Raw genomic sequence first — 21,475 nt, 5'->3', positions numbered from 1 at the left:
GCGCTTGTGCTGCCCCTCGCCACTGCGGCAGGCTGTCGCGCAGTGATCGTCAGGGGAGGCTCGATGACAGGTCCGGTGCTCGCCGTCGACCAGGGCACGTCCGGCACCAAGGCCCTGGTGATCTGCCCCGAACGGGGCGTCATCGGCACCGGATTCGTCGCCGTACGGACCCGGCATCTGCCCGGCGGCCTGGTGGAGGCCGACCCCGTGGAGCTCTACGACTCGGTGCTCGTCGCCGGCCGCCGGGCGCTCGCCGAGGCCGCCGAACCGGTGACCGCGCTCGGACTGGCCAACCAGGGCGAGACCGTCCTCGCCTGGGACCCCGGCACCGGGCGTCCGCTCACCGACGCCATCGTCTGGCAGGACCGCCGGGCCGAGTCCGTCTGCACCGGACTCGCTGAGCACGCCGAGGAGTTACGCGCCCTCACCGGCCTCCCGCTCGACCCCTACTTCGCCGCGCCGAAGATGGCCTGGATCCGCCGGCACCTCACCACCGAGGGAGTCGTCACCACCACCGACGCCTGGCTGGTCCACCGGCTCACCGGCGCCTACGTCACCGACGCCGCCACCGCCGGCCGCACCCACCTCCTCGACCTGGACCGGGTGCAGTGGTCGTCCCGCGCCCTCGACCTCTACGGGCTGTCCGCCGAACACCTCCCCGAGATCGTCGACAACGCCCAACTCGTCGGCACCACGAAGGAGTTCGGGGACAAGATCCCGATCACCGGCCTCGCCGTGGACCAGCAGGCCGCCCTTCTCGCCCAGCGCATCACCGGGCCCGGCGGCGCCAAGTGCACCTACGGCACCGGGGCCTTCCTGCTCGCACACACCGGTGACACACCCCGGCACAGCACCTCCGGACTGGTCAGCTGCGTCGCCTGGCGCCTCGCCGGAGAGCCCGGCTACTGCCTGGACGGCCAGGTGTACACCGCCGCCTCCGCCGTGCGCTGGCTCACCGACCTCGGCGTGATCTCCGGCCCTGCCGACCTGGACCGGGTGGGCGGCACCGTCCCCGACACCGGCGGGGTCACCTTCGTCCCCGCGCTGGCCGGGCTCGCCGCCCCCTGGTGGCGCGGCGACCTGCGCGGCTCCCTCACCGGGCTCGGCCTCGACACCGGCCCCGGGCATCTGGCGCGCGCCCTGTGCGAGGGCCTCGCCGCGCAGGTGGCGGAGCTCACCGAAGCCGCCGAGACCGACCTCGGCACCCCGCTGACCGCCCTGCGCGTCGACGGCGGGCTGACCCGCTCGGCCCTGCTCATGCAGACCCAGGCCGACCTGCTGCAACGCCCCGTCGAGGTGTCCACACTGCCCGATGCCACCGCCCTGGGCGTGGGCGCGCTGGCCCACCTCGGCAGTGACCCCGTCGACTTCCTGCCGGACGGCAGACCCTCCGCCGTCTACGAGCCGCGCATCTCGGCCGCCGAGGCCGCCGACCGCCTGGGCGTCTTCCGGGCCGCCGTCGCCACCCTGCTCGACGGGCCGGTGGCCGGATTCGGCTCCGGAGCGCCCGCGTGACGGTCACCGCCGAGGGGCCGCTGCCTTCCGCGCCGTACGACGTGACGGTCGTCGGCGCCGGGGTCGTCGGCAGCGCGATCGCCCGCGAACTCGCCCGCCACCCGCACCTCAGGGTCGCTCTGGTGGAGGCCCAGGACGACGTCGGCCAGGGCACCTCGAAGGCCAACACCGCCATCCTGCACACCGGGTTCGACGCCCACCCCGGCACCCTGGAGGCCCGCCTCGTCCGCGAGGGCTCCCGCCTGCTCGCCGCGTACGCCGCCGAGTCCGGCATCCCGGTCGAGCCGGTCGGCGCGCTGCTGGTCGCCTGGGACCGGGAGCAACTGGCCGCCCTGCCGGACCTCGCGCGCAAGGCCGTACGCAACGACTGCCACGACACCGGGCAGCTGGGCGCCGACGAGCTGTACGCCCGCGAACCCCACCTCGGCCCCGGCGCCCTCGGCGCGCTGCACGTGCCCGGCGAGAGCATCGTCTGCCCCTGGAGCACCACCCTGGCCTACGCCACCCAGGCGGTGCGGGGCGGTGTCGATCTCCACCTCAACTCACCTGTCACAGCGGTGAGCCGAAGCGACGGCATCCACACCCTCACCACCTCGCGCGGCCCGCTGCACACCCGCCACCTGGTCAACGCGGCCGGCCTGCACGCCGACACCCTCGACAGCCTCCTCGGCCACCGCGCCTTCACCGTCACCCCGCGCCGGGGCCAGCTGATCGTCTACGACCGGCTCGCCCGCGCCCTCGTCCGGCACATCCTGCTGCCGGTCCCCACCGCTCTCGGCAAGGGCGTCCTGGTCGCCCCCACGGTCTACGGCAACGTCCTGCTGGGCCCGACCGCGGAGGACCTGGACGACAGGACCGCCACCCAGTCCACCGCGCAGGGACTCGCGCTGCTCCGCGAGAAGGGCCGCCGGATCCTGCCCGCGCTCGTAGACGAGGAGGTCACCGCCGTATACGCCGGGCTGCGCGCCGCCACCGAACACGACGACTACCGCATCTCCGCCCACCCCGGCCAGGCGTACGTCACCGTCGGCGGCATCCGTTCCACGGGCCTCACCGCGTCGCTCGCGATCGCCTCCCATGTCACCGGACTGCTGGGGGACGCGGGGCTGGACCTGAAGAACCCCGTCGACCTGGAACCGGTGCGCATGCCGAACCTCGGTACCGCCTTCCCCCGCCCCTACCAGCTGGGTGGTGACACCGTCGTCTGCCACTGCGAGCACGTCACCCTCGGCGAGATCCGGGACGCCCTCGCCGCCACGATCCCGCCACGCGGCCTGCCGGGCCTGCGCCGCCGTACCCGGGCCGGTGCGGGCCGCTGCCAGGGCTTCCACTGCGGGGCGACGGTGCGGGAGCTGTTCGAGAGGGCGGGCAGACCGTGACGGCCGAACGCCACGTCGACGTACTCGTCGTCGGTGCCGGTCCAGCCGGTCTCGCGGCCGCCGCCCGGCTCGCCGCCGCCGGAGCCGGCCGGGTCGACGTACTGGAGCGGGAACCGGAGGCAGGGGGAGTGCCCCGCTACTGCGCCCACGGCGGATTCGGCACCTGGACCCGGCCGCTGACCGGTCCGGCCTGCGCCCGGCTGCTCGTCGAGGCGGCCGCGCGGGCGGGAGCGGTGGTCCGTACGGGGGTGACCGTGCTGGACTGGGCCGGTTCGACAGCGTCCTTCCGGGCGCTGGGGGTCCCCCCGGCCGAAGGCTGGGGGAGGAACTGCGCGACCAGCCACGACGGCGCCGCAGTCGGCACACGGCAAGCGGAGCGCTTGGGCCTCGCCACGATCGGCGTGCGCGGCCCGGAGACGGTCACGGCCCGGGCGGTGGTCCTCGCCACCGGCGCCTACGAACGCCCGCGCGCGGCACGGCTGATCCCGGGCACCCGGCCCGCCGGGATCCACACCGGGGGAGAGCTTCTGCAGGCCGTGCACCGCTACCGCCAGCCGATCGGCGAGCGGGCGGTGGTGGTCGGGGCCGAGGACGTGTCGTACGCGGCGGCCGGGACCGTACGCGCGGCGGGTGCCGAGGTGGTCGCGATGGTCACCGACCGGCCGCGCGCCGGATCCGTCCGTGCCCTGGACGCCCGGCTCCGCTCCCGCGTCCCGCTGCTCACCGGTACGAAGGTCACCGAGATCCTCGGGCACGGGCGGCTGTCCGGCGTACGGATCCGGCACCTCGACGGGCGTACCGGCGTCCTCGCCTGCGACACCGTCGTCTTCACCGGGGACTTCGCCGCCGAGGACGAACTCGCCCGGCGGGCCCGGATCGCCCTCGCCCACGGGCCGTACACCGACCGCCCGGGGGTCTTCGCCGTCGGCGGTCTGCGGCACCCGGGACTGGACGTCCGGGCGGCGACCCGGGAGGGGGTCGAGGCGGGGCGGGCGGTGCTGGAGTGGCTGGTCAGCCGCCCGTGAAGGACCCGTGCCGGCCCGCCCCCGACGCGAACCGCGCGGCCCCTTCCAGGCCGTCCGCCAACACGCCCATCCCGTGACGGATCTCGGCGCCCATCGCCGCCGTCTCGGCCAGCCCCTCCTGGTCCAGCACCGACGCGCGGTCACTGCGCAGGCAGGCCTGCGGGAAACCCGCGATGGACGCGGCGAGTTCCTCGGCGGCCGCACGGGAGCGGCCGGCGGGGACGACCCGGTTGGCCAGGCCCATCTCGTACGCCTCGGGGGCCGGGACCGGGCGGCCGGTGAGGATCAGGTCCATCGCCCGGCTGGTGCCGATCAGCCGGGGCAGCCGTACCGTGCCGCCGTCGATCAGCGGCACGCCCCAGCGGCGGCAGAAGACGCCGAACACCGCGTCCTCCTCGGCGACCCGCAGATCGCACCACAGGGCCAGCTCCAGGCCCCCGGCCACGGCGTGCCCGGCGATCGCCGCGATCACCGGCTTGGACAGGCGCAGCCGGGTCGGGCCCATCGGGCCGTCGCCGTCCTCCGCCACCCGGTTGCTGCGCTCGCCGCCCATCGCCTTGAGGTCCGCGCCCGCGCAGAACGTGCCGCCCTCACCCCACAGCACCGCCACCCGGGCCTCGTCGTCCGCCTCGAACTCCCGGAAGGCGGCGACCAGTTCGGCCGCCGTCGGCCCGTCCACCGCGTTGCGCACCTCGGGCCGGGAGAGCACGACCGTGGTGACAGGACCCTTGCGTTCGAGGCGGACCGGCATGCGTTTCCCTCCCTGGGAAGGCCACCCCGTGTCAGATGACCTTGAGTCGTACCAGCGCTCCCAGTGTCAGGGCTCCCGGCAGCAACGGCACCCACACGGTGATGATCCGGTACGCGAGGACGACGGCCGTGGCCACCGCCACCGGGCCGCCGGCCGCCACCAGCGCCACGATCAGCGCCGCCTCCACCGAACCCAGGCCGCCCGGCGTGGGGATGAGGGCGACGGCGACCGTGGCCGCCAGGTACGCCAGCGCCATGTGCGCGGGCGGCACGTCGAGGCCCAGGGCCTGCCCCACCGCCACCAGACCGGCCGCCTGGAGCGCGGGGAAGGCCAGCGAGCCGCCCCACAGCGCCAGCGCCCGGGACGGACGCGTGTGCACCGAGCGGGCCTCGCCCAGGGCGCTGCGCACGAAGCGGAACACCGGCTCGCGCACCCGTCGTACGAGGAACAGCGCGGCCAGCGCCATGGTCACCAGCGCGCCGGTGACGGCGAGGACCGGTCCGACGTCACCGTCGGGGAGCAGGCCGTCGAGCCGCAGCGCGTCGGGGAAGGCGACGAAGAACACGGCCATCAGGCCCACCCGGGCGATCGACTCGGCGAGCAGGTAGAGGGCCAGCGCGGCGGAGGAGGTGGCGAGCGGCACCCCGCACACGGTCATGAACCGCAGGTTGACCGCGCCGGAGCCGAGCCCCGTCGGCAGCAGATGGTTGGCCGAGCCCGCCGCGAGCTGGGTGGCCAGCAGCCGCCAGCGGGGCAGCCGCTGGACGACGGCACCCTGCCGGGTGAAGGCGGCGGCCACCCAGGTCAGGCAGGTGGCACCACCGGCCGCCAGCAGCCAGGGCCAGGAGGCGTTGCGTAGGTGGCCGAAGCCCTCGACGAGGACCGGCCAGTGCTGCACCGCGATGACCGCGACCAGCACGAGCGGAATCAGGGTGAGGATGTGCCGCCAGGGGATGCGGCGGGCGAGCCGGGGGAGACGGCTCTCACGGAAGTCGGGGATTCTTACCGCTGTCACACCGGGAGAGGTTTTCCGCGCCGTCCCAACTGCGGGTGGCGGCAGAGGAGACACCGGATGACAGACGGGAAGCGGGTGAGGACTCATCGGGTCCTTCGTGCGGAGAACGGCGAGCGGACATTGACCTCAACGAAGCTTTAGGTCCTACGTTCTCCCTCATGAGTATGGAGACCACCGCCTGGATGCAGCTGCACAGTGTGATGACCGCCCAGCAGGAGCGGCGCCCGTTCGACCGGGCCACGCTGCGCCGCATCGCCGCCTTCGCCCGCCCGTACCGGGGCGGCATTGTCCGTTTCGTCCTGCTCGGGGTGGTCACCGCCCTGCTCGCCGTCGCGACCCCGGTGCTCGCCGGCCACGTCGTCGACGCGATCGTGTCGGGGCACGACACCGGCACGATCGAACGGCTGTCGCTGCTGATCGCGCTGGTCGCGGTCGTGGAGGCGGCGCTCGGGGTACTCGGGCGGCGGCTCTCGGCGACGCTCGGGGAGGGCCTCATCCTCGACCTGCGCACGGCCGTGTTCGATCATGTGCAGCGCATGCCCGTCGCGTTCTTCACACGTACCCGTACGGGAGCGCTGGTCAGCCGTCTCAACAACGACGTGATCGGTGCCCAGCGGGCCTTCGCCGGCACCCTCTCCGGTGTGGTCAGCAACCTGGTCACGCTGCTGCTCACGCTCGCGGTCATGCTCACCCTGTCCTGGCAGATCACCCTGCTCGCGCTGGTGCTGCTGCCGGTGTTCGTGGTGCCCGCCCGCCGGATGGGCGGCCGGATGGCCCGGATGCAGCGGGAGGCCGCCGCGCTCAACGCGGACATGGGCACCCGGATGACCGAGCGGTTCTCCGCGCCGGGCGCCACGCTGATCAAGCTCTTCGGCCGCCCCGAGGAGGAGTCGGCGGAATTCACCGCCCGCGCCGCCCGGGTCCGGGACATCGGCGTGCGCACCGCCACCGCCCAGTCGGTGTTCATGACCGCGCTGACCCTGGTCTCCTCGCTGGCGCTCGCCCTGGTCTACGGCCTCGGTGGCTGGTTCGCGCTGCGCGGCACCCTGGAACCGGGCGCGGTGGTCTCCCTGGCCCTGCTGCTGACCCGGCTCTACGCCCCGCTCACCGCGCTCGCCGGCGCCCGCGTCGAGGTGATGAGCGCGCTGGTCAGCTTCGAGCGGGTCTTCGAAGTCCTCGACCTGAAGCCCCTGATCGAGGAGAAACCGGACGCCCGCGAGGTCCCCGAAGGCCCGGTGGCCGTCGAGTTCGAGGACGTCCGCTTCGCCTACCCGGCCGCCGACCAGGTCTCCCTCGCCTCCCTCGAAGAGGTCGCGGTCCTCGACTCGCGCGGTGGCAGCGAGGTCCTGCACGGCATCTCCTTCCGCGCCGAACCCGGCCAGACCGTCGCCCTCGTCGGCTCCTCCGGCGCCGGCAAGTCCACCATCGCCCAGCTGCTGCCGCGCCTGTACGACGTCGACGAGGGCACCGTCCGCATCGGCGGCACCGACGTCCGCGACCTGACCGCCGGCTCCCTGCGCGCCACTCTCGGCATGGTCACCCAGGACGGCCACCTCTTCCACGACACCGTCCGCGCCAACCTGCTGCTCGCCCGGCCCGCCGCCACGGACGAGGAGTTGTGGGACGCCCTCGGCCGCGCCCGGCTCGGCGAGGTCGTACGGTCGCTGCCCGACGGCCTGGACACGGTGGTCGGCGAGCGCGGCTACCGCCTCTCCGGCGGCGAGCGGCAGCGGATGACCATCGCCCGGCTGCTGCTGGCCCGCCAGCGCGTGGTCATCCTCGACGAGGCCACCGCCCATCTCGACAACACCTCGGAGGCGGCGGTCCAGGAGGCCCTCGCCGAGGCACTGGCGGGACGCACCGCCGTCGTCATCGCCCACCGGCTGTCCACCATCAGGGCCGCCGACCAGATCCTGGTGGTCGAGGCCGGCCAGATCGTGGAGCGCGGCACCCACGACGAACTCCTCGCGGCGGACGGCCGATACGCCGAACTGCACCGCACCCAGTTCACAGAAGTGACGACGCCCTGACAGAGCGTTCACCTCACCGTCACGTTTTCCTATGAGTCGAGGAGGGGAGCGCTCCCCTACTTGACGACTGTGGTCCGGACCTTTAGTTTCACGCCTTAAATAAAGCTCACGTGTGTAGCCAACACCCACCTGACCAAAGGGTGTTGGGACACATCGTGCTGCCACCCCCCGCGTGAAAGGCCACCCCCCGCATATGGCCAGACCACTCCCCACGGCTGTCTCCATAGCCGCGCTGACGCTCTCCGCAGGCCTGCTCACCGCCGCTCCGGCGCAGGCCGCCACCGGCACCATCACCGGCCTCGCCGGCAAGTGCCTCGACGTCGCCGGAGCCAGCTCCGCCGACGGCACCGCCGTCCAGCTCTACGACTGCAACGGGACCTCTGCCCAGCAGTGGACACGCGGCAGCGACGGCACCCTCCGCGCCCTCGGCAAGTGTCTCGACGTGACCGGCAATTCGACCGCCGACGGCGCCAAGCTGCAACTGTGGACCTGTAGTGGCGGCGCCAACCAGCAGTGGACCGTCTCGTCCGCGAACGACATCGTCAATCCGCAGGCGAACAAGTGCATGGACGTCACCGGCAACACCTCCGCCAACGGCACCCGGATACAGATCTGGACCTGCGCGGGCACCGCCAACCAGAAGTGGACCGCCCCGGCGGCCGACGGCGGCACCACCCCGTCCTCGCCGATGGCCGTGGCGCCGTACCTGTACAACGGCTGGGGCGACCCGCCGAGCCCGACCACGATCACCAACGCGACCGGCGTGAAGTACTACACGCTCGCCTTCGTCCTCAGCAACGGCTACTGCAACCCGCAGTGGGACGGCAGCCGGGCGCTGACCGGCGGGGTCGACCAGAGCACCATCAACACCGTGCGCGCCAACGGCGGTGACGTGATCCCGTCCTTCGGCGGCTACAGCGGCAACAAGCTGGAGAGCTCCTGCTCCAGCGCGAGCGAGCTGGCGGCGGCGTACCAGAAGGTCATCAACGCCTACGGCGGTCTCAAGGCGATCGACATCGACCTGGAGGCCGACGCCTACAGCAACGGGACCGTGCAGCAGCGGGTCGTGGACGCGCTGAAGACGGTGAAGGCCAACAACTCCGGCCTGAAGGTGTACATCACCATCGGCACCGGCCAGAGCGGTCCGGACACCAGCCTGATCAACCGGGCCGCGTCCTCCGGGCTGACCGTCGACGCCTGGGCCATCATGCCGTTCGACTTCGGCGGCGCGGGCCAGAACATGGGCAACCTCACCACCCAGGCGGCCGAGGGGCTCAAGAACGCGCTGAAGAACGCCTACGGCTACAGCGACGACACCGCCTACCGGGACATGGGCATCTCGTCGATGAACGGCATCACCGACAACAGCGAGACCGTCACGGTGGCCGACTTCCGCACCATCCTCGCCTACGCCCAGCAGCACCACCTGGCCCGGCTCACCTTCTGGTCCGCCAACCGCGACCGGCCCTGCACCGGCGGCTCAGCCGACAGCTGCTCCGGCGTGAGCCAGTCGAACTGGGACTACACGCGCGTCTTCGCCGGATACACCGGCTGACCCCGCACTCCTCGCGTTTTTCTGAATTAGGAGAACTTGTGCTTCGCCTTCCCCGGCGCCGCAGATCAACGGCCGCCGCAGCGGTGGCCGTTGTCGCCGCCTCGCTGCTCACCGCGGCGGGCGCCTCCTCGCCCGCGTCCGCCGCCACGCTGCCCACCGGCAACACCACCCTGCTCAACGCGGCCAGCGGCAAGTGCGTGGACGCCAAGGCGGCCGCCACCGCCGACGGCACCGTCGTCCAGCAGTACGCCTGCAACAACTCCACCGCCCAGCAGTGGAGTTTCACCACCACCAGCGACGGCTACGTCCGCATCAACAACGGGAACAACGCCAACGAGGTCCTGGACGTCACCGGCGTCTCGACGGCCGACAACGCGCTCGTCCAGATGTGGACCTACGGCGGCGGCAACAACCAGCAGTGGCTGCCCGTCGACGACGGCGGCGGCGCCTACCACTTCGTCAACCGCAACAGCGGCAAGTGCCTCGACGACCCCTCCGCCTCGACCGCCGACAGCGTGCAGTTCGTGCAGTACACCTGCAACGGCACGGCGGCCCAGCGTTTCCAGGTCGTCCCGGTGACCCAGTCGAGCAACCCGGACCTCGGCTCCAACGTGGTCATCTTCGACCCGTCGATGTCCGCGTCGACCATCCAGAGCAAGCTGGACTCGATCTTCGCGCAGCAGCAGACCAACCAGTTCGGCTCCCAGCGCTACGCGGTGATGTTCAAGCCCGGCGCCTACAGCGCGGACGTCAACGTCGGCTTCTACACGCAGGTGCTCGGCCTGGGCCTGTCGCCCGACGCGGTCTCGATCAACGGCGCGGTGCACGCGGAGGCCGACTGGTTCCAGGGCAACGCCACCCAGAACTTCTGGCGCGGCGCCGAGAACCTCTCCGTCAACCCGACCAGCGGCAGCGACCGCTGGGCGGTCTCGCAGGCGTCCGCCTACCGCCGGGTGCACCTGCGCGGCAACCTCGCCCTGGACGACGGCGGCTGGTCCAGCGGTGGCCTGATCGCCGACAGCCAGATCAACGGCCAGGTCAACTCCGGTACCCAGCAGCAGTGGCTGACCCGCAACTCCCAGCTCGGCAGCTGGACCGGCTCCAACTGGAACATGGTCTTCGTGGGCAGCACGGGTGTGCCGTCCACGACCTTCCCGAGCCCGCCGGACACCACGGTCGCGCAGAGCCCGGTGACCCGTGAGAAGCCGTTCCTGTACGTCGACGGCTCCGGCAACTACCAGGTGTTCGTGCCGTCCACGCGCACCAACACCTCCGGCACCAGCTGGAGTTCCGGCTCCGCCGCCGGTACCTCGCTCTCGCTGGACAGCTTCTACGTCGTGAAGCCGGGCGCCACCGCGTCCCAGATCAACGCGGCCCTCACGGCGGGCAAGAACCTCCTGGTCACCCCGGGTGTCTACCACCTCGACCAGACCCTGCAGATCAACCGCGCCGACACCGTCGTCCTCGGCCTCGGCCTCGCCACCTTCGTCCCGGACAACGGCATCACCGCCATGAAGGTCGCCGACGTCGACGGCGTCAACATCGCGGGCCTGCTCTTCGACGCCGGCACCACCAACTCCTCCACGCTGGTGGAGGTCGGCCCGAGCGGTTCCTCGGCCTCGCACGCGAGCGACCCGACGTCCCTGCACGACGTGTACTTCCGCGTCGGCGGCGCGGGCGTCGGCAAGGCGACCACCAGCCTGGTCGTCAACAGCGACAACGTCATCGGCGATCACATGTGGATCTGGCGCGCCGACCACGGCACCGGCGTCGGCTGGACCACCAACACCGCCGACACCGGCCTGGTGGTCAACGGCGACAACGTGACGATGTACGGCCTGTTCGTCGAGCACTTCCAGAAGTACCAGACCATCTGGAACGGCAACGGCGGCAAGACGTACTTCTACCAGAACGAGATGCCGTACGACCCGCCGAACCAGTCGTCCTGGATGAACGGCTCGACCAAGGGCTACGCGGCCTACAAGGTCGCCGACTCGGTCACCAGCCACCAGGTGTACGGACTCGGCAGCTACTGCTACTTCAGCACCAACTCGAGCGTCGTCGCCGATCACGCGATCGAGGCACCGACCAACTCGAACGTCAAGTTCACCAGCATGGTGACGGTCTCCCTCGGCGGCACCGGCACCATCACCCACGTCATCAACAACAGCGGAGGACCGTCGAACTCGTCCACCAACGTGGCCAACCTCAACTCGTATCCGTGACCGTCGCCCGGTGAGCGGACAGCGGGTGCCCCGGCGGATCTCCGCCGGGGCACCCGCGCTTTTCACGACGGCGCGTTGTGCCGGGACTGCGTCGTACGCGCCGCGGGCCGGTCCTTCGGCTCCTGCTGGTCCGGTCCCGGCCGGTGGCCGCCGCGCAGTGCGGAGGCCACCGCGGAGACCAGGGCCATGCCGGCGGCCACGCCGAAGACGATGGCCAGGCCGTGGTGGAAGGGACCGGACACCAGCTGCGGGAAGAAGGTGTGCCCGGTCAGCACCGACCGCTGGGCCTTGGTGACATGGTCCAGGACGCCCTCGGAGGCGAGCAGGTGCTCGATGGGGTTGTTGCCGAGGAACGTCGCGAACAGCGTGCTCACCGGCGGCAGCGCCGCGGCGTGCGCGGCGGAGGCGGCCGGCACGCCGTGCGCCATGAGGCCGCTCTTCAGCGTCGCCGGGAGCGAGGAGGCGAGCCCGGACACCATCAGCGAGAAGAAGACACCGATGGACAGCGCCGTACCGGAGTTCTGGAAGGTCGAGCGCATGCCCGAGGCGACACCCCGGTACTCGGCCGGCACACTGCCCATGATCGACGAGGTGTTGGGTGCCGAGAACATGCCCTGACCCAGGCCGTTGAGCAGCAGCAGCGCCGCGAACAGCCCGTAGTCGAAGTCGACGGGCAGCGCGAGCAGGCCGAAGAAGGACGCCATGACGACCACCAGCCCCGCGGTGGAGAAGAACCGGGCGCCGAACCGGTCCGACAGGTACCCGGACACCGGTCCCGCGATCAGGAAGCCCAGCGTCAGCGGGAGCATGAAGATGCCGGCCCACAGCGGGGTGTCCTCGAAGTCGTAGCCGTGCAGCGGCAGCCAGATGCCCTGCAGCCAGATGATCAGCATGAACTGCAGGCCGCCGCGCGCGATCGAGGTCAGCAGGGCGGCCACGTTGCCCGCGGCGAACGCCCTGTTCCTGAAGAGCGCCAGGTCGAACATGGGCTCGGCGACCCGGGTCTCGATGACGCAGAAGGCCAGTAGCAGGGCGGCGCCACCGATCAGGCCGGTCAGCACCCACGGGTTCCCCCAGCCGGTGGCGCTGTCGCCGTAGGGCTGGATCCCGTAGGTGATCCCGGCCAGCAGGATGCCGGCGCCGGCCGCGAAGGTGAGGTTGCCCAGCCAGTCGATCCGGCCGGGCCGGCCCGCCGAGGTCTCGCGCAGGCTCAGGTACGACCAGATCGTGCCGGTGATGCTGACCGGGACGCTCACCCAGAACACGGCACGCCAGTCGACGACGGCGAGCAGACCGCCCGCGAGCAGACCGAGGAACTGGCCCGCGAGCGCGGTGATCTGGTTGATGCCGAGGGCCATACCGCGCTGCCGGGCCGGGAAGGCGTCGGTGAGGATGGCCGCCGAGTTGGCGGTGAGCATGGACCCGCCGAAGGCCTGCACGATCCGCCACAGGATCAGCCACAGGGCACCGGCCCCGGCGCGGAACGGATCGAGCGACAGCGCGACCGAGGCACACGCGAAGATCAGGAAGCCGAGGTTGTAGATCTTCACCCGCCCGAACATGTCGCCGAGCCGCCCGAGCACGACGACCAGTACGGCTGACACCAGCAGGTAGCCGAGGATCATCCAGAGCAGATAGCCGATGTTGCCCGGCGCGAGCGGATCGAGCCCGATGCCGCGGAAGATCGCCGGCAGCGAGATGATCACGATCGACGCGTCCATCGTGGCGATCAGCACGCCGAGCGTGGTGTTCGACAGCGCGACCCACTTGTAGCCGGGCCCGGCCGGGGTGTCCTTGCGGCGGGCCGAGCGCAGGGCGCCGGACCACCCGCGGCCGCTCACAGCCGCTCCGCCAGCCGGTCGAGGAGGGGCACGGCGGAGGCGAGTGTGACCCGCTCCTCGGCCGTGAAGTCGTCGAGGACGGCCGCGAGGCGCTGCACCGACTCCGAGCGCCGCTCGGCCAGCATGGCCCGCCCGTCCGCGGTGACCTCCAGGATGCTCCGCCGCCCGTCCGTGGCGTCGGGGGTACGGCGGACCAGCGCGCGTTGTTCGAGCTGGGCGAGGATGCTGGCCATGGCCTGCGGGCGTACCCGTTCCAGTTCGGCGAGGGACGTCGGCGAGTCGGGCCCGTCGGCGGCGAGCCGCGCCAGTACGGACACCCCGGACAGGGACACGTCTCCCACGGCGTGCGCCTGGCGCAGCCGCCGCGTCAGACGGCCCACCGCGAGCCGGAGACCGGATGCGAGGCGGGTGGTGTCGCCCGGCTCGTGGATGTGACCGCCACCAGCGGCTATGTCAGTCTTCACAAGTACTAACACTAGGTTTATCAGTCCGGACTGATAAACCAATCGTCAGTAAATCCGCGATCGGGCCCGAACGGGAGCGGGGGCAGCTTTCAGCGGTGGACGGGACGGGTTCCGGTCAGCTCGGCCGGTGGTCGAGCAGGGTGGTCCGTAGCTCGTTCTCGGTGATCTGCTCGGCGGGGCGGTGGAGCGTCCAGCGGTGGGCCTCGCCGTCCATGGGCAGCACCCCGACGACGGTCTCCAGAGATGGGCGGCCGACTTCGCCGCAGATGAGCTGGCGGATTATGACGGCGGTGTCGTCGTCCAGACCGAGCAGGGCGCGCACGGCATCCTTCAGTTCGCGGAGGTGCGGGCTCGGCCAGGCGATTCCCGGGCGCGGTTCCAGGTACATGGGGGCACTCCTTGGTTCCGGAACTAGGGGCGGGCGGCGTGGGTTTGTCTGGTCACGGTCACCTGCCAGATGGCGAGGAGCAGCAGCGTGCCGGTTTCGGCGAGGAGGCTGAGGACGGCTTGCGGCTGGGGCTGCAGACCGTGCTCGGTGAAACCGAACACTCCTACGGTGCGCGAAGCGGTGAAACCGCCCAGAGCGCCGAGCGCGGTGCCTGCCGCGGCGGCCCTCAGCGGCAGGGGCGGTGTCCCGATCAGCAGTACGGCGGCGAGGGCGAAGGACGTGCTGGCCTGGAGCAGGAACAGTGGGCCGACGACGTGGACGAAGCGATACCCGTCGAGGTAGAGCTGCGCGTGGATGTATCCGCCGGCGGCGAGGGTCGCGGCGGTCATCGACCGCAGGGCGGGGGCGAGCAGTCTTCGGGTGTTCATGCCAGCCTCTGGTCCTTGACGGCCAGCTCGCGGTCGCCTTGGCGGTAGCCGACGCTGCGGATGCCGAGTGCCTCATGGAGCTGCCGGGCGGGGACGACCTGCGGGGTGGGAGCGGGGGCGCGGCCCGGTTTGGGCAGGGGGTAGGCGGTGGTGGTGGCGGAGTGGAAGGTGATGTTGCCGTCTGTCTTGGTGAACAACTGGTGGACGTGCCCGTTGAGGCAGGTGACGGAGGAGAAGCGGCGCAGCAGGGCGATGACCTTGAGGGCGTCGTCGGTGCTCCAGCCCCACTTCGGGTACATGGCGAACAGCGGGATGTGGCTGAAGACCACGACGGGGGTGTCCGACGACAGCCCTGCGAGGTCCTTGCGAACGAAGTCGATCTGGTCGGTGCCGAGGTGGCCGAGCTTCTCCAGGCTCAGGGTGTTGACCAGGGCGATGAAGTGCACGCCGTGGGTGTCGAAGCTGTACCAGCCCTCGCCGAGCGTGCCCATGCCGAAGGTGCGCCGGTAGGCACGGCCCGCATCGCCGATGGAGTCGTGCTCGCCCGGCACGGTGAAGACGCGGTCTGTCCTCATTCCGGTCATCATCTGCTTGACCTGGTCGAACTGCCCGGCCGTGGACAGGTGGGTCAGATCGCCGCTGTGCATGACGAAGTCGGGCCTGAAGCCGAGCGAGTTGACCTGCTTGATCGCCTCGCCGAAGGAGCCGACCACGTTCGTGTTCGCCGGGCCCTGGAACCCGATATGGCTGTCGGAGACCTGCACGAACCGCAGCGGGCCGCTTCCCACCACGGCGGCCGCGGCCGCGGCCCCGGTCGTGCCCCCGGCGTTGGCGTCCTGGGAACCGGCGATATGGCTCATCACCTCTCCACCGGCCACGGTCAGCACCACTGCGCCGCCGAACCATCCCGCGTGTCGCATGAGTTGACGTCGAGTCATACCGTGTTCGGTATCGGGCTCGCCGGCGGGCCGGGCGTCGTCGGCCGGGGCTCCGTCGTGACTGTCGTAGTAGCCGGTCATCGGGTCACCTCCACGGTGGCGGTCATGAACGGATGGATGGTGCAGAGGTAGGCATAGGTGCCGGGCTTGGTGAACGTGTAGCTGTAGGTGGCATGGGTGGCCAGGGCGGCCGAATGCAACGGGCCGCCCGATCCGGTGCTGGTGACGGTGTGGGCGTCGCTGTCCTGATTGGTCCACGTCACCTTCGTGCCCGCTTTGACCTTCAGCGTGGCCGGGAAGAACGCGAAGTTCCTGATCGCCACCGCGTTCCCGGTCACCGCCGCGGCCTGCGTGCTCGCACCCGAAGGGCTCATCGGCATGGTCATACCGGGCATCGGCGGGGCGCCGGGAGCGGAGCCCTTCCCCGTCCCCGTGGCGCCGGGCATCCCTGCCGTCCGGTGCTGCCCCGGGCCGGGTGTGAGGGCGCCGGCTCCGCCGGCCGGGGAATGCGACGACTGGCCGCATGCGCTGAGGAGCCCCACCGCGCCGGCGGAGGCGAGAACGGCGACAGCCAGCCCGGCCGCGGCGCGTGACCGCCTGCCAGGAGTGGAAAGTTTCAGGTGCATGGTGTTCGGTCCTCACTGATCGGGCGGACACGGGGACTGCGCCGGCTCGACGCCCGCAACCGCAGGAATATGTGCTGGATGCCGTGTTCACGGGCGTGTGCCCCGCACTGCACATCCGCCCTTGCGGGCCATCGAGTCGGCTCTTGTCCGGTTCCACGGATGGCGGGAGTTCCGCGGTTCGATGGATATGCACTTTTTGTGAAACCTCTTGGCGTCGCCGTCGATCAGCCCGTCAAGGGTCAGCAGGGCAAATCGCCCGCGAGGTGATCGGAGCGTCACATGCGGTGCGCTGGGCGTTACAGGACAAAGCGGTACATGTGCGCGATGATCGGCTTATGCCCTGGAGTTCCAGAAAACGTGGTCCGAGAACGGATCCGAATCGCTCCGCGCACCGTGTCTCTGGTAAAGGGACGCTTTCGACCGCAGATGAGGAACTGCTGCGCACTCTGTATGCGGAGCACGCGGGAGCCCTCTTCCACTACGTGCTGCGACTGACTTCAGGAGACTGGCAATGGGCGGAGGACGTGGTACAGGAGACACTGCTGCGAGCGTGGCAGCATCCCGCCGCCTTCGACCCCGCACGCGGTCCGGCCCGGGCATGGCTGTGTACGGTCGCCCGGCGCCTGGTCATCGACGCCCACCGGGCCCGGCAAGCCAGACCGCCCGAGGCCGGCGGCGAGGCCCTTCAGCGGGCCGCCGAGCAGGCGCCGGGCGAGGACCAGATCGAGCAGGCACTGCAGAGCTGGGCGGTTGCCGACGCCGTCCGGTCGCTGTCCCCGGACCACCGCGCCGTCCTGCTGGAGACCTACTACCGGGGCCGGACCATGGTGGAGGCCGCAAAGGTACTGGGAATCCCGCTGGGCACCGTGAAGTCGCGGACGTACTACGCCCTGCACGCCCTGCGGCTGGCGCTGCAGGAGCGGGGCATCGAGCCATGACCGTGGCGGCCAGGAGGTGGCGACCATGAGTGCGGAGCACGACGCCCTCCGGCTGGCGCTGGGGGGATACGTCCTGGGCACGCTGCCCTCGGCAGAAATGGAACGGGTCCGCATTCATCTCGCGGACTGCGCCGAATGCCGGGCCGAACACGTCCGGCTGGCGGGATTGCCCGCGCTGCTGGCGACGGTGACCGAAGCCGAAGCCTCAGGTCGGGCGGTGCCGACGGCCGACGAGGAACTGGCCGACCGGCTGGTGGCGCGGGCCGCCGAAAGCGCGCCGGGCTCCCTGCTCGAACGGCCCGCCGCGCCCGCGGTGCCGAAGGTGTCGGCAGGGGGCGTGCTGGAGAGGCTGCTCCAGCAGGCCGCGGCCCGGCGCCGCAGGCGCGTGCGTCTGCAACTGGCCGGCGCGGCCGCCTCGTTGACGTTCGTCGCGGCAGCGGTCGGCGGTACATGGCTGGCGGCCGTCGGATCCGTGAGCAGTCAGGCGACCCCGCCTGGGCCGACCGCGCCGACTGCCTGGCGCACCTTCTCCGGAAGCGATCCCACCACCGGCGTCTCCGCCTCGGTGAAGGTCTGGCCCTCTGCCTGGGGCAGTGTCCTGCAGGTCTCCGCCAAGGGGGCGCCCGCCGGAATCACCTGTCGGCTGCAGGCGGTCGGGCCCGGCGGGGTCAGGACTGTCGGCGCCACCTGGAGGGCGGGCGAGTACCCTCCCGGCACCACGATCCCCGGTGCGGTGCCCATGTCCCCGGGAGTCATTGACCACTTCGAGATTCTCGCCGGCAACGGTCAGAAGATGGTCACCATCCAGGCGTGAGACGCGGCAACTGGTGTGGGCGTACGACGGCACAAGAGGCCGAGAGGGTGTCGTCACCGAAGGACCGGACCGTCAGTGGCAAGGGGCCGGGCCGGGATGTCCGCACGCCGAGGGCCGCGGCCGAGCAGAGGCGCGGGCAGAGACGCTCGTCCGGCCCTGCGGCGCGACGTTCCCGCAGGGCTGTCCGGAAGACCGGGCGTGAGGGAACGAGCTGCCGGTGCCCGGTCAGGCCGAGTTCGGCATCGAGCCCCTGGCGGAGGCGAGCGAACTCGGCCGGGCCGCCGGCATCGACGCGACCGGAAAGAAGTGGGGCAAAAGGTGCAAATGGCTTGAACCGTTCGGCTGCGTCACCCGTGGAACTGGATGAGCGCGCCTCTTCAGGATCCGGCTTACCGACAGCCCCCGAAGTCGCTGGTGATCTTCCCCCGTTCCGCTCTCCGCACATCCACAGAAGAGCCACATGACCATGTTTGTGACCGATTCCCCCAGCCCGAGTTCACTGCTCGGCCAGCCCTGCCGCCACGAGGCACTGCTCACCCTGCCCGCGCAGGAGGCGCACGTCTCCGCCGCTCGTCACTTCGCGGCCGATCTGCTGGAGACCTGGAGTGTGCCCGCGAGCGAGCGGGACTCCGCCGTTCTCATCGTCGACGAACTCACCGCCAACGCCGCCCGGTACGGCCGCGAGCGCATGACCCTGCTGCTCGTCCTCGACGACGGCACTCTGCACATTGTGGTCACCGACTCCGGCATGGCGGTGGACCGCCATCGCCCCGACGTCGCCCCCGACGAACACGGCCGCGGCACCGGCATCGTCGAGTACCTCGCCCAGTCGACCGAGGTCCACCAGACATGCGGCGGCCGCGAAGTCCGCGCCTGCCTCAGGTGCTCACCATGACCGGGCCGGACGTTCCGCGTGAACTGTGGCCCCTTTCCGGTGCCGGCACCGCGGCACAGCGGCGGGTCGCCGGTGCCGGCCGCGACGCAGGGTCGCCCGACGGCCCCGCCGAGTGGGCCTTCGCGACCCATAAGCGGTGCCCCGTCGACGGCTGCCCGGGCCCGGCCCGGGCGCCCATGCGGTCCGCGGCGCACCCCTCGGCCCCCGATCACGGCGACCCCGGCCAGGACAGAACGCTGTGTCGACGCTGTGGCGCCGGCCCCTGCGGACCGGCGGAGGTGTGAGCATGGACGTCACCCCGAACGGCGGCGAGGCGACCGGCGCCCCGCCCCCGCACGAGGCGTACGCGAGTGCGCCGGACCTGCGCCGCGAGATGCACCAGGTGCTCGCTCTCGGGGCCGAACGCGACGGCCGCCAGGCCGGGCCCGTCACCGGCCCCCTGGTCGGTGGAAGGGTCGCCGAACGCGCCTGGCTGCTACGACGGGCCGCCCTCATGGACCGGATGGCCCTCGACGCCCCCGGCTCCGGCCCGGTCGCGGCCGCCGCGGAAACCGCCGAGCAGCTCGTCCTGCACGACCGCCGTCATCCCGACCTGGTGACCGGCCCGCACCACCCCGACGCGATCACTCTCGCCCGCAGCCATCGCCTCTACGTCCGCCGGGCGTACGCCGCCTGGACGGCTGCCGGGCGCCCCGGAATGTGAATCGACCCGATTCGGTGGCGCGGACGGCGTCGGCGGCCGTTCCGTGCCGGCCCGCGGCCGACCTTTCTGAGACTCGCCAGGGGGCCGACTCTGGCCAGTCCTCGAACACCTGACCGCAGCTGATCAGGGCTGCGACGCGATGTACTCTCCGGACACCGCCCTTGACCTGCAAACGCGGGCAGGGAGCAGACGAATCGGGAGTTTCCTCATGCTTCGTACAGTATTCAAGTCCAAGATCCATCGGGCCACCGTCACCCAGGCCGACCTGCACTACGTGGGATCGGTGACCATCGACGCCGACCTCCTCGACGCCGCCGACCTGCTCCCGGGCGAGCTGGTCCACATCGTCGACATCACCAACGGCGCCCGGCTGGAGACGTATGTCATCGAGGGCCAGCGGGGCTCCGGGGTCGTCGGGATCAACGGGGCGGCGGCCCATCTCGTCCATCCCGGCGACCTGGTGATCATCATCAGCTACGCTCAGGTCACCGACGCCGAGGCGCGTACGCTTCGGCCGCGGGTCGTGCACGTCGACCACGACAACCGGGTCGTGGCCCTCGGTGCCGACCCGTCCGAGCCGGTACCGGGCTCGGACCAGGAGCGCAGCCCGCAGGCCGTCTCGGCCTGACCGACGGACCAGGAGGGCGACATGAGCGACATCGAGATCCGCGACGACCGGGCGGCGGGCCGTCTGGAGGCGGTCGCCGGCGACGAAGTCGTCGGCCACATCGAGTACTTCGTCCTGGAGTCGCCCTCCCGGGCCCTCGTGCCCGTCCACACCATCGTGGAGCCCGAACACGAGGGGAAGGGCATCGCGGGCTCCCTCGCCCGCGAGCTGTACGCGATCTCCGAGCGCGAGAAGACCCCGGTGGCCCCGCTCTGCCCGTACGTCGTCGTGTGGGCCGAGCGCCACCCCGACGTGGCGCCGGCACCGGACCCCGAGCTGCTGCGCGCGGCGAAGGAGTGGCTGGTCGCCCACCCCGGCCGCTTCTGAAGGGCGGGGCCTCACATGCTCGCCCTCCTGCACACCTCGCCCCTGCACGTCCCCGTCTTCGAGGCCCTGCGCGACGAGCACCACCCGGGCCTGGAGCTGCGCCACTCCGTGGACCCGGGCCTCCTGTCCCGGGCCCGCCGGGAGGGCCCCGAAGCGGTGGCCGAGGACGTCACCGCAGCCCTCCGGCAGGCAGCGGCACACGGCGTACAGGCCGTGCTCTGCACCTGCTCGACGATCGGCGAGGTGGCGGAGCGGGCCGCCGAGGAGGTCGGCGTACCGGTCATCCGCGGTGACCGCCCGATGGCGGCCGCGGCGGTGGCGGCGGGCCCCCGTATCGCCGTACTGGCGACGGTCGACAGCACCCTGCCGCCCACCCTGGCCCTGCTGGACGACGAGGCCCGCCGTGCGGGCCGCCCGATCCACGCCCGCGCCGAGGTCGTACCGGACGCCTGGACCCGCTTCGAGGCCGGCGACATCGAAGGATGCGCCCAGTTGGTGGCGGCCGCGGCAGACGCCGTGACCGACGCCGACGTGATCGTCCTGGCCCAGGCATCCATGACCTCGGCCGCGAAACTCACGACCACGACGGTCCCGATCCTGTCCAGCCCACGCCCGGGCCTGGCGGCGGGTGCGGCAGCGGTCGACTGGGGGATAGCGCGAGCGCCGGTCGGGTAAATGGGGCAGTAGACCCCCAGAGGCGACATCGAGCCACTGGCCGGAGGACACCATGACAAACCCGATCCCCGACCCCGCACCGTCCCCCCACCCTCCGGACCCCTACCCCAGCCCGGTCCCCACCCCCGAACCATCCCCAGCCCCCGCACCACTCCCCCCCCCCGCCCCCCCCCCCCCCCCCCCCCCCACCCCCCCCCCCCCCCCCCCCCCCCCCACCCCGCCCCCCCCCCCCCCACCCCACCGCCCGACCCCCCCCGCGGGGGCGGGGGGCGGGCG

Annotated in this window: 21 protein-coding genes and 1 pseudogene; 14 read left to right on the top strand and 8 right to left on the bottom strand. The window is 71.7% G+C overall.

Annotation, left to right across the window (positions count from 1 at the left end):
* Positions 1 to 63: 63 nt before the first annotated feature.
* From KVT45_RS36045 to KVT45_RS36035, 3 genes and pseudogenes are all read left to right on the top strand, one after another.
* Entirely contained in the window at positions 64 to 1,515 is a 1,452-nt protein-coding gene (locus tag KVT45_RS36045) for an FGGY family carbohydrate kinase (RefSeq protein WP_217553379.1), read from the top strand.
* A complete protein-coding gene (locus KVT45_RS36040) occupies positions 1,512 to 2,894 on the top strand; it encodes an FAD-dependent oxidoreductase (protein ID WP_217553378.1) in 1,383 nt (460 codons plus the stop codon). The genes KVT45_RS36045 and KVT45_RS36040 overlap by 4 nt, the downstream gene beginning before the upstream one ends.
* Positions 2,891 to 3,904: pseudogene (locus KVT45_RS36035) on the top strand (FAD-dependent oxidoreductase); the annotation flags it as partial. The gene KVT45_RS36040 and the pseudogene KVT45_RS36035, both read left to right, overlap by 4 nt.
* Position 3,905: 1 nt before the next feature.
* Here the strand turns inward: KVT45_RS36035 and KVT45_RS36030 are convergent.
* Entirely contained in the window at positions 3,906 to 4,670 is a 765-nt protein-coding gene (locus KVT45_RS36030; RefSeq protein WP_217553376.1) for a crotonase/enoyl-CoA hydratase family protein, read from the bottom strand.
* A gap of 31 nt (positions 4,671 to 4,701) precedes the next feature.
* A complete protein-coding gene (locus tag KVT45_RS36025; protein ID WP_308310964.1) occupies positions 4,702 to 5,685 on the bottom strand; it encodes a lysylphosphatidylglycerol synthase transmembrane domain-containing protein in 984 nt (327 codons plus the stop codon).
* Between the two features lie 164 nt (positions 5,686 to 5,849).
* Between KVT45_RS36025 and KVT45_RS36020 the strand changes: the two genes are divergently transcribed.
* From KVT45_RS36020 to KVT45_RS36010, 3 genes are all read left to right on the top strand, one after another.
* Entirely contained in the window at positions 5,850 to 7,715 is a 1,866-nt protein-coding gene (locus tag KVT45_RS36020; protein WP_217553471.1) for an ABC transporter ATP-binding protein, read from the top strand.
* Positions 7,716 to 7,908: 193 nt separating this feature from the next.
* Positions 7,909 to 9,270, top strand: a complete 1,362-nt coding sequence (locus KVT45_RS36015; RefSeq protein WP_217553374.1) for a lectin — start codon at positions 7,909 to 7,911, stop codon at positions 9,268 to 9,270.
* Positions 9,271 to 9,308: 38 nt separating this feature from the next.
* The gene (locus KVT45_RS36010; protein ID WP_217553373.1) at positions 9,309 to 11,495 is read left to right on the top strand and encodes an RICIN domain-containing protein; all 2,187 of its coding nucleotides are present in this window, start codon (positions 9,309 to 9,311) and stop codon (positions 11,493 to 11,495) included.
* Positions 11,496 to 11,557: 62 nt separating this feature from the next.
* On the opposite strand, the gene KVT45_RS36005 is transcribed toward KVT45_RS36010, so the two are convergent.
* From KVT45_RS36005 to KVT45_RS35980, 6 genes are all read right to left on the bottom strand, one after another.
* The gene (locus tag KVT45_RS36005) at positions 11,558 to 13,309 is read right to left on the bottom strand and encodes an MFS transporter (protein WP_217553470.1); all 1,752 of its coding nucleotides are present in this window, start codon (positions 13,307 to 13,309) and stop codon (positions 11,558 to 11,560) included.
* A 23-nt stretch (positions 13,310 to 13,332) separates the two neighbouring features.
* Positions 13,333 to 13,800: a MarR family transcriptional regulator gene (locus KVT45_RS36000; protein ID WP_308310963.1), complete on the bottom strand. Its 468-nt coding sequence runs from the start codon at positions 13,798 to 13,800 to the stop codon at positions 13,333 to 13,335.
* 115 nt (positions 13,801 to 13,915) lie between these two features.
* A complete protein-coding gene (locus KVT45_RS35995) occupies positions 13,916 to 14,188 on the bottom strand; it encodes a hypothetical protein (RefSeq protein WP_217553372.1) in 273 nt (90 codons plus the stop codon).
* A gap of 23 nt (positions 14,189 to 14,211) precedes the next feature.
* On the bottom strand, positions 14,212 to 14,616 hold the full coding sequence (locus tag KVT45_RS35990; RefSeq protein WP_217553371.1) for a hypothetical protein: 405 nt from the start codon (positions 14,614 to 14,616) through the stop codon (positions 14,212 to 14,214).
* Entirely contained in the window at positions 14,613 to 15,635 is a 1,023-nt protein-coding gene (locus tag KVT45_RS35985) for a metallophosphoesterase (protein WP_217553370.1), read from the bottom strand. The genes KVT45_RS35990 and KVT45_RS35985 overlap by 4 nt, the downstream gene beginning before the upstream one ends.
* Entirely contained in the window at positions 15,632 to 15,928 is a 297-nt protein-coding gene (locus KVT45_RS35980) for a plastocyanin/azurin family copper-binding protein (RefSeq protein WP_217553369.1), read from the bottom strand. The genes KVT45_RS35985 and KVT45_RS35980 overlap by 4 nt, the downstream gene beginning before the upstream one ends.
* 587 nt (positions 15,929 to 16,515) lie before the next feature.
* Between KVT45_RS35980 and KVT45_RS35975 the strand changes: the two genes are divergently transcribed.
* From KVT45_RS35975 to KVT45_RS35940, 8 genes are all read left to right on the top strand, one after another.
* The gene (locus KVT45_RS35975) at positions 16,516 to 17,118 is read left to right on the top strand and encodes a sigma-70 family RNA polymerase sigma factor (RefSeq protein WP_217553368.1); all 603 of its coding nucleotides are present in this window, start codon (positions 16,516 to 16,518) and stop codon (positions 17,116 to 17,118) included.
* 25 nt (positions 17,119 to 17,143) lie between these two features.
* On the top strand, positions 17,144 to 17,932 hold the full coding sequence (locus KVT45_RS35970; RefSeq protein ID WP_217553367.1) for an anti-sigma factor: 789 nt from the start codon (positions 17,144 to 17,146) through the stop codon (positions 17,930 to 17,932).
* A gap of 217 nt (positions 17,933 to 18,149) precedes the next feature.
* Positions 18,150 to 18,299, top strand: coding sequence for a hypothetical protein (locus KVT45_RS35965; RefSeq protein ID WP_217553366.1), 150 nt, complete (start codon positions 18,150 to 18,152; stop codon positions 18,297 to 18,299).
* Positions 18,300 to 18,392: 93 nt separating this feature from the next.
* Positions 18,393 to 18,827 (top strand): ATP-binding protein, encoded by a 435-nt coding sequence (locus KVT45_RS35960; RefSeq protein ID WP_217553365.1) that lies wholly within the window; start codon positions 18,393 to 18,395, stop codon positions 18,825 to 18,827.
* 286 nt (positions 18,828 to 19,113) lie between these two features.
* On the top strand, positions 19,114 to 19,530 hold the full coding sequence (locus KVT45_RS35955) for a hypothetical protein (protein ID WP_217553364.1): 417 nt from the start codon (positions 19,114 to 19,116) through the stop codon (positions 19,528 to 19,530).
* A 208-nt stretch (positions 19,531 to 19,738) separates the two neighbouring features.
* Positions 19,739 to 20,158, top strand: a complete 420-nt coding sequence (gene panD, locus KVT45_RS35950; protein WP_217553363.1) for an aspartate 1-decarboxylase — start codon at positions 19,739 to 19,741, stop codon at positions 20,156 to 20,158.
* Positions 20,159 to 20,179: 21 nt separating this feature from the next.
* On the top strand, positions 20,180 to 20,524 hold the full coding sequence (locus KVT45_RS35945) for a GNAT family N-acetyltransferase (protein ID WP_217553362.1): 345 nt from the start codon (positions 20,180 to 20,182) through the stop codon (positions 20,522 to 20,524).
* Positions 20,525 to 20,539: 15 nt separating this feature from the next.
* Positions 20,540 to 21,199 (top strand): aspartate/glutamate racemase family protein, encoded by a 660-nt coding sequence (locus KVT45_RS35940; RefSeq protein ID WP_217553361.1) that lies wholly within the window; start codon positions 20,540 to 20,542, stop codon positions 21,197 to 21,199.
* The last annotated feature ends 276 nt before the right edge of the window (positions 21,200 to 21,475 follow it).

It is taken from the genome of Streptomyces sp. GbtcB6 (assembly GCF_019091475.1).
Lineage (GTDB): Bacteria > Actinomycetota > Actinomycetes > Streptomycetales > Streptomycetaceae > Streptomyces > Streptomyces hyaluromycini.
This window is presented reverse-complemented; position numbering and strand designations above follow the sequence as displayed.

What these genes read in the sequence shown, in the direction of transcription:
- KVT45_RS36045 (WP_217553379.1), top strand. Translation starts at nt 64, where the DNA reads ATGACAGGTCCGGTGCTCGCCGTCGACCAGGGCACGTCCGGCACCAAG.
- KVT45_RS36030 (WP_217553376.1), bottom strand. Translation starts at nt 4,670, where the DNA reads ATGCCGGTCCGCCTCGAACGCAAGGGTCCTGTCACCACGGTCGTGCTC.
- KVT45_RS36020 (WP_217553471.1), top strand. Translation starts at nt 5,850, where the DNA reads ATGGAGACCACCGCCTGGATGCAGCTGCACAGTGTGATGACCGCCCAG.
- KVT45_RS36015 (WP_217553374.1), top strand. Translation starts at nt 7,909, where the DNA reads ATGGCCAGACCACTCCCCACGGCTGTCTCCATAGCCGCGCTGACGCTC.
- KVT45_RS35995 (WP_217553372.1), bottom strand. Translation starts at nt 14,188, where the DNA reads ATGTACCTGGAACCGCGCCCGGGAATCGCCTGGCCGAGCCCGCACCTC.
- KVT45_RS35990 (WP_217553371.1), bottom strand. Translation starts at nt 14,616, where the DNA reads ATGAACACCCGAAGACTGCTCGCCCCCGCCCTGCGGTCGATGACCGCC.
- KVT45_RS35985 (WP_217553370.1), bottom strand. Translation starts at nt 15,635, where the DNA reads ATGACCGGCTACTACGACAGTCACGACGGAGCCCCGGCCGACGACGCC.
- KVT45_RS35980 (WP_217553369.1), bottom strand. Translation starts at nt 15,928, where the DNA reads ATGAGCCCTTCGGGTGCGAGCACGCAGGCCGCGGCGGTGACCGGGAAC.
- KVT45_RS35975 (WP_217553368.1), top strand. Translation starts at nt 16,516, where the DNA reads ATGCCCTGGAGTTCCAGAAAACGTGGTCCGAGAACGGATCCGAATCGC.
- KVT45_RS35970 (WP_217553367.1), top strand. Translation starts at nt 17,144, where the DNA reads ATGAGTGCGGAGCACGACGCCCTCCGGCTGGCGCTGGGGGGATACGTC.
- KVT45_RS35960 (WP_217553365.1), top strand. Translation starts at nt 18,393, where the DNA reads ATGACCATGTTTGTGACCGATTCCCCCAGCCCGAGTTCACTGCTCGGC.
- KVT45_RS35955 (WP_217553364.1), top strand. Translation starts at nt 19,114, where the DNA reads ATGGACGTCACCCCGAACGGCGGCGAGGCGACCGGCGCCCCGCCCCCG.
- panD (WP_217553363.1), top strand. Translation starts at nt 19,739, where the DNA reads ATGCTTCGTACAGTATTCAAGTCCAAGATCCATCGGGCCACCGTCACC.
- KVT45_RS35945 (WP_217553362.1), top strand. Translation starts at nt 20,180, where the DNA reads ATGAGCGACATCGAGATCCGCGACGACCGGGCGGCGGGCCGTCTGGAG.
- KVT45_RS35940 (WP_217553361.1), top strand. Translation starts at nt 20,540, where the DNA reads ATGCTCGCCCTCCTGCACACCTCGCCCCTGCACGTCCCCGTCTTCGAG.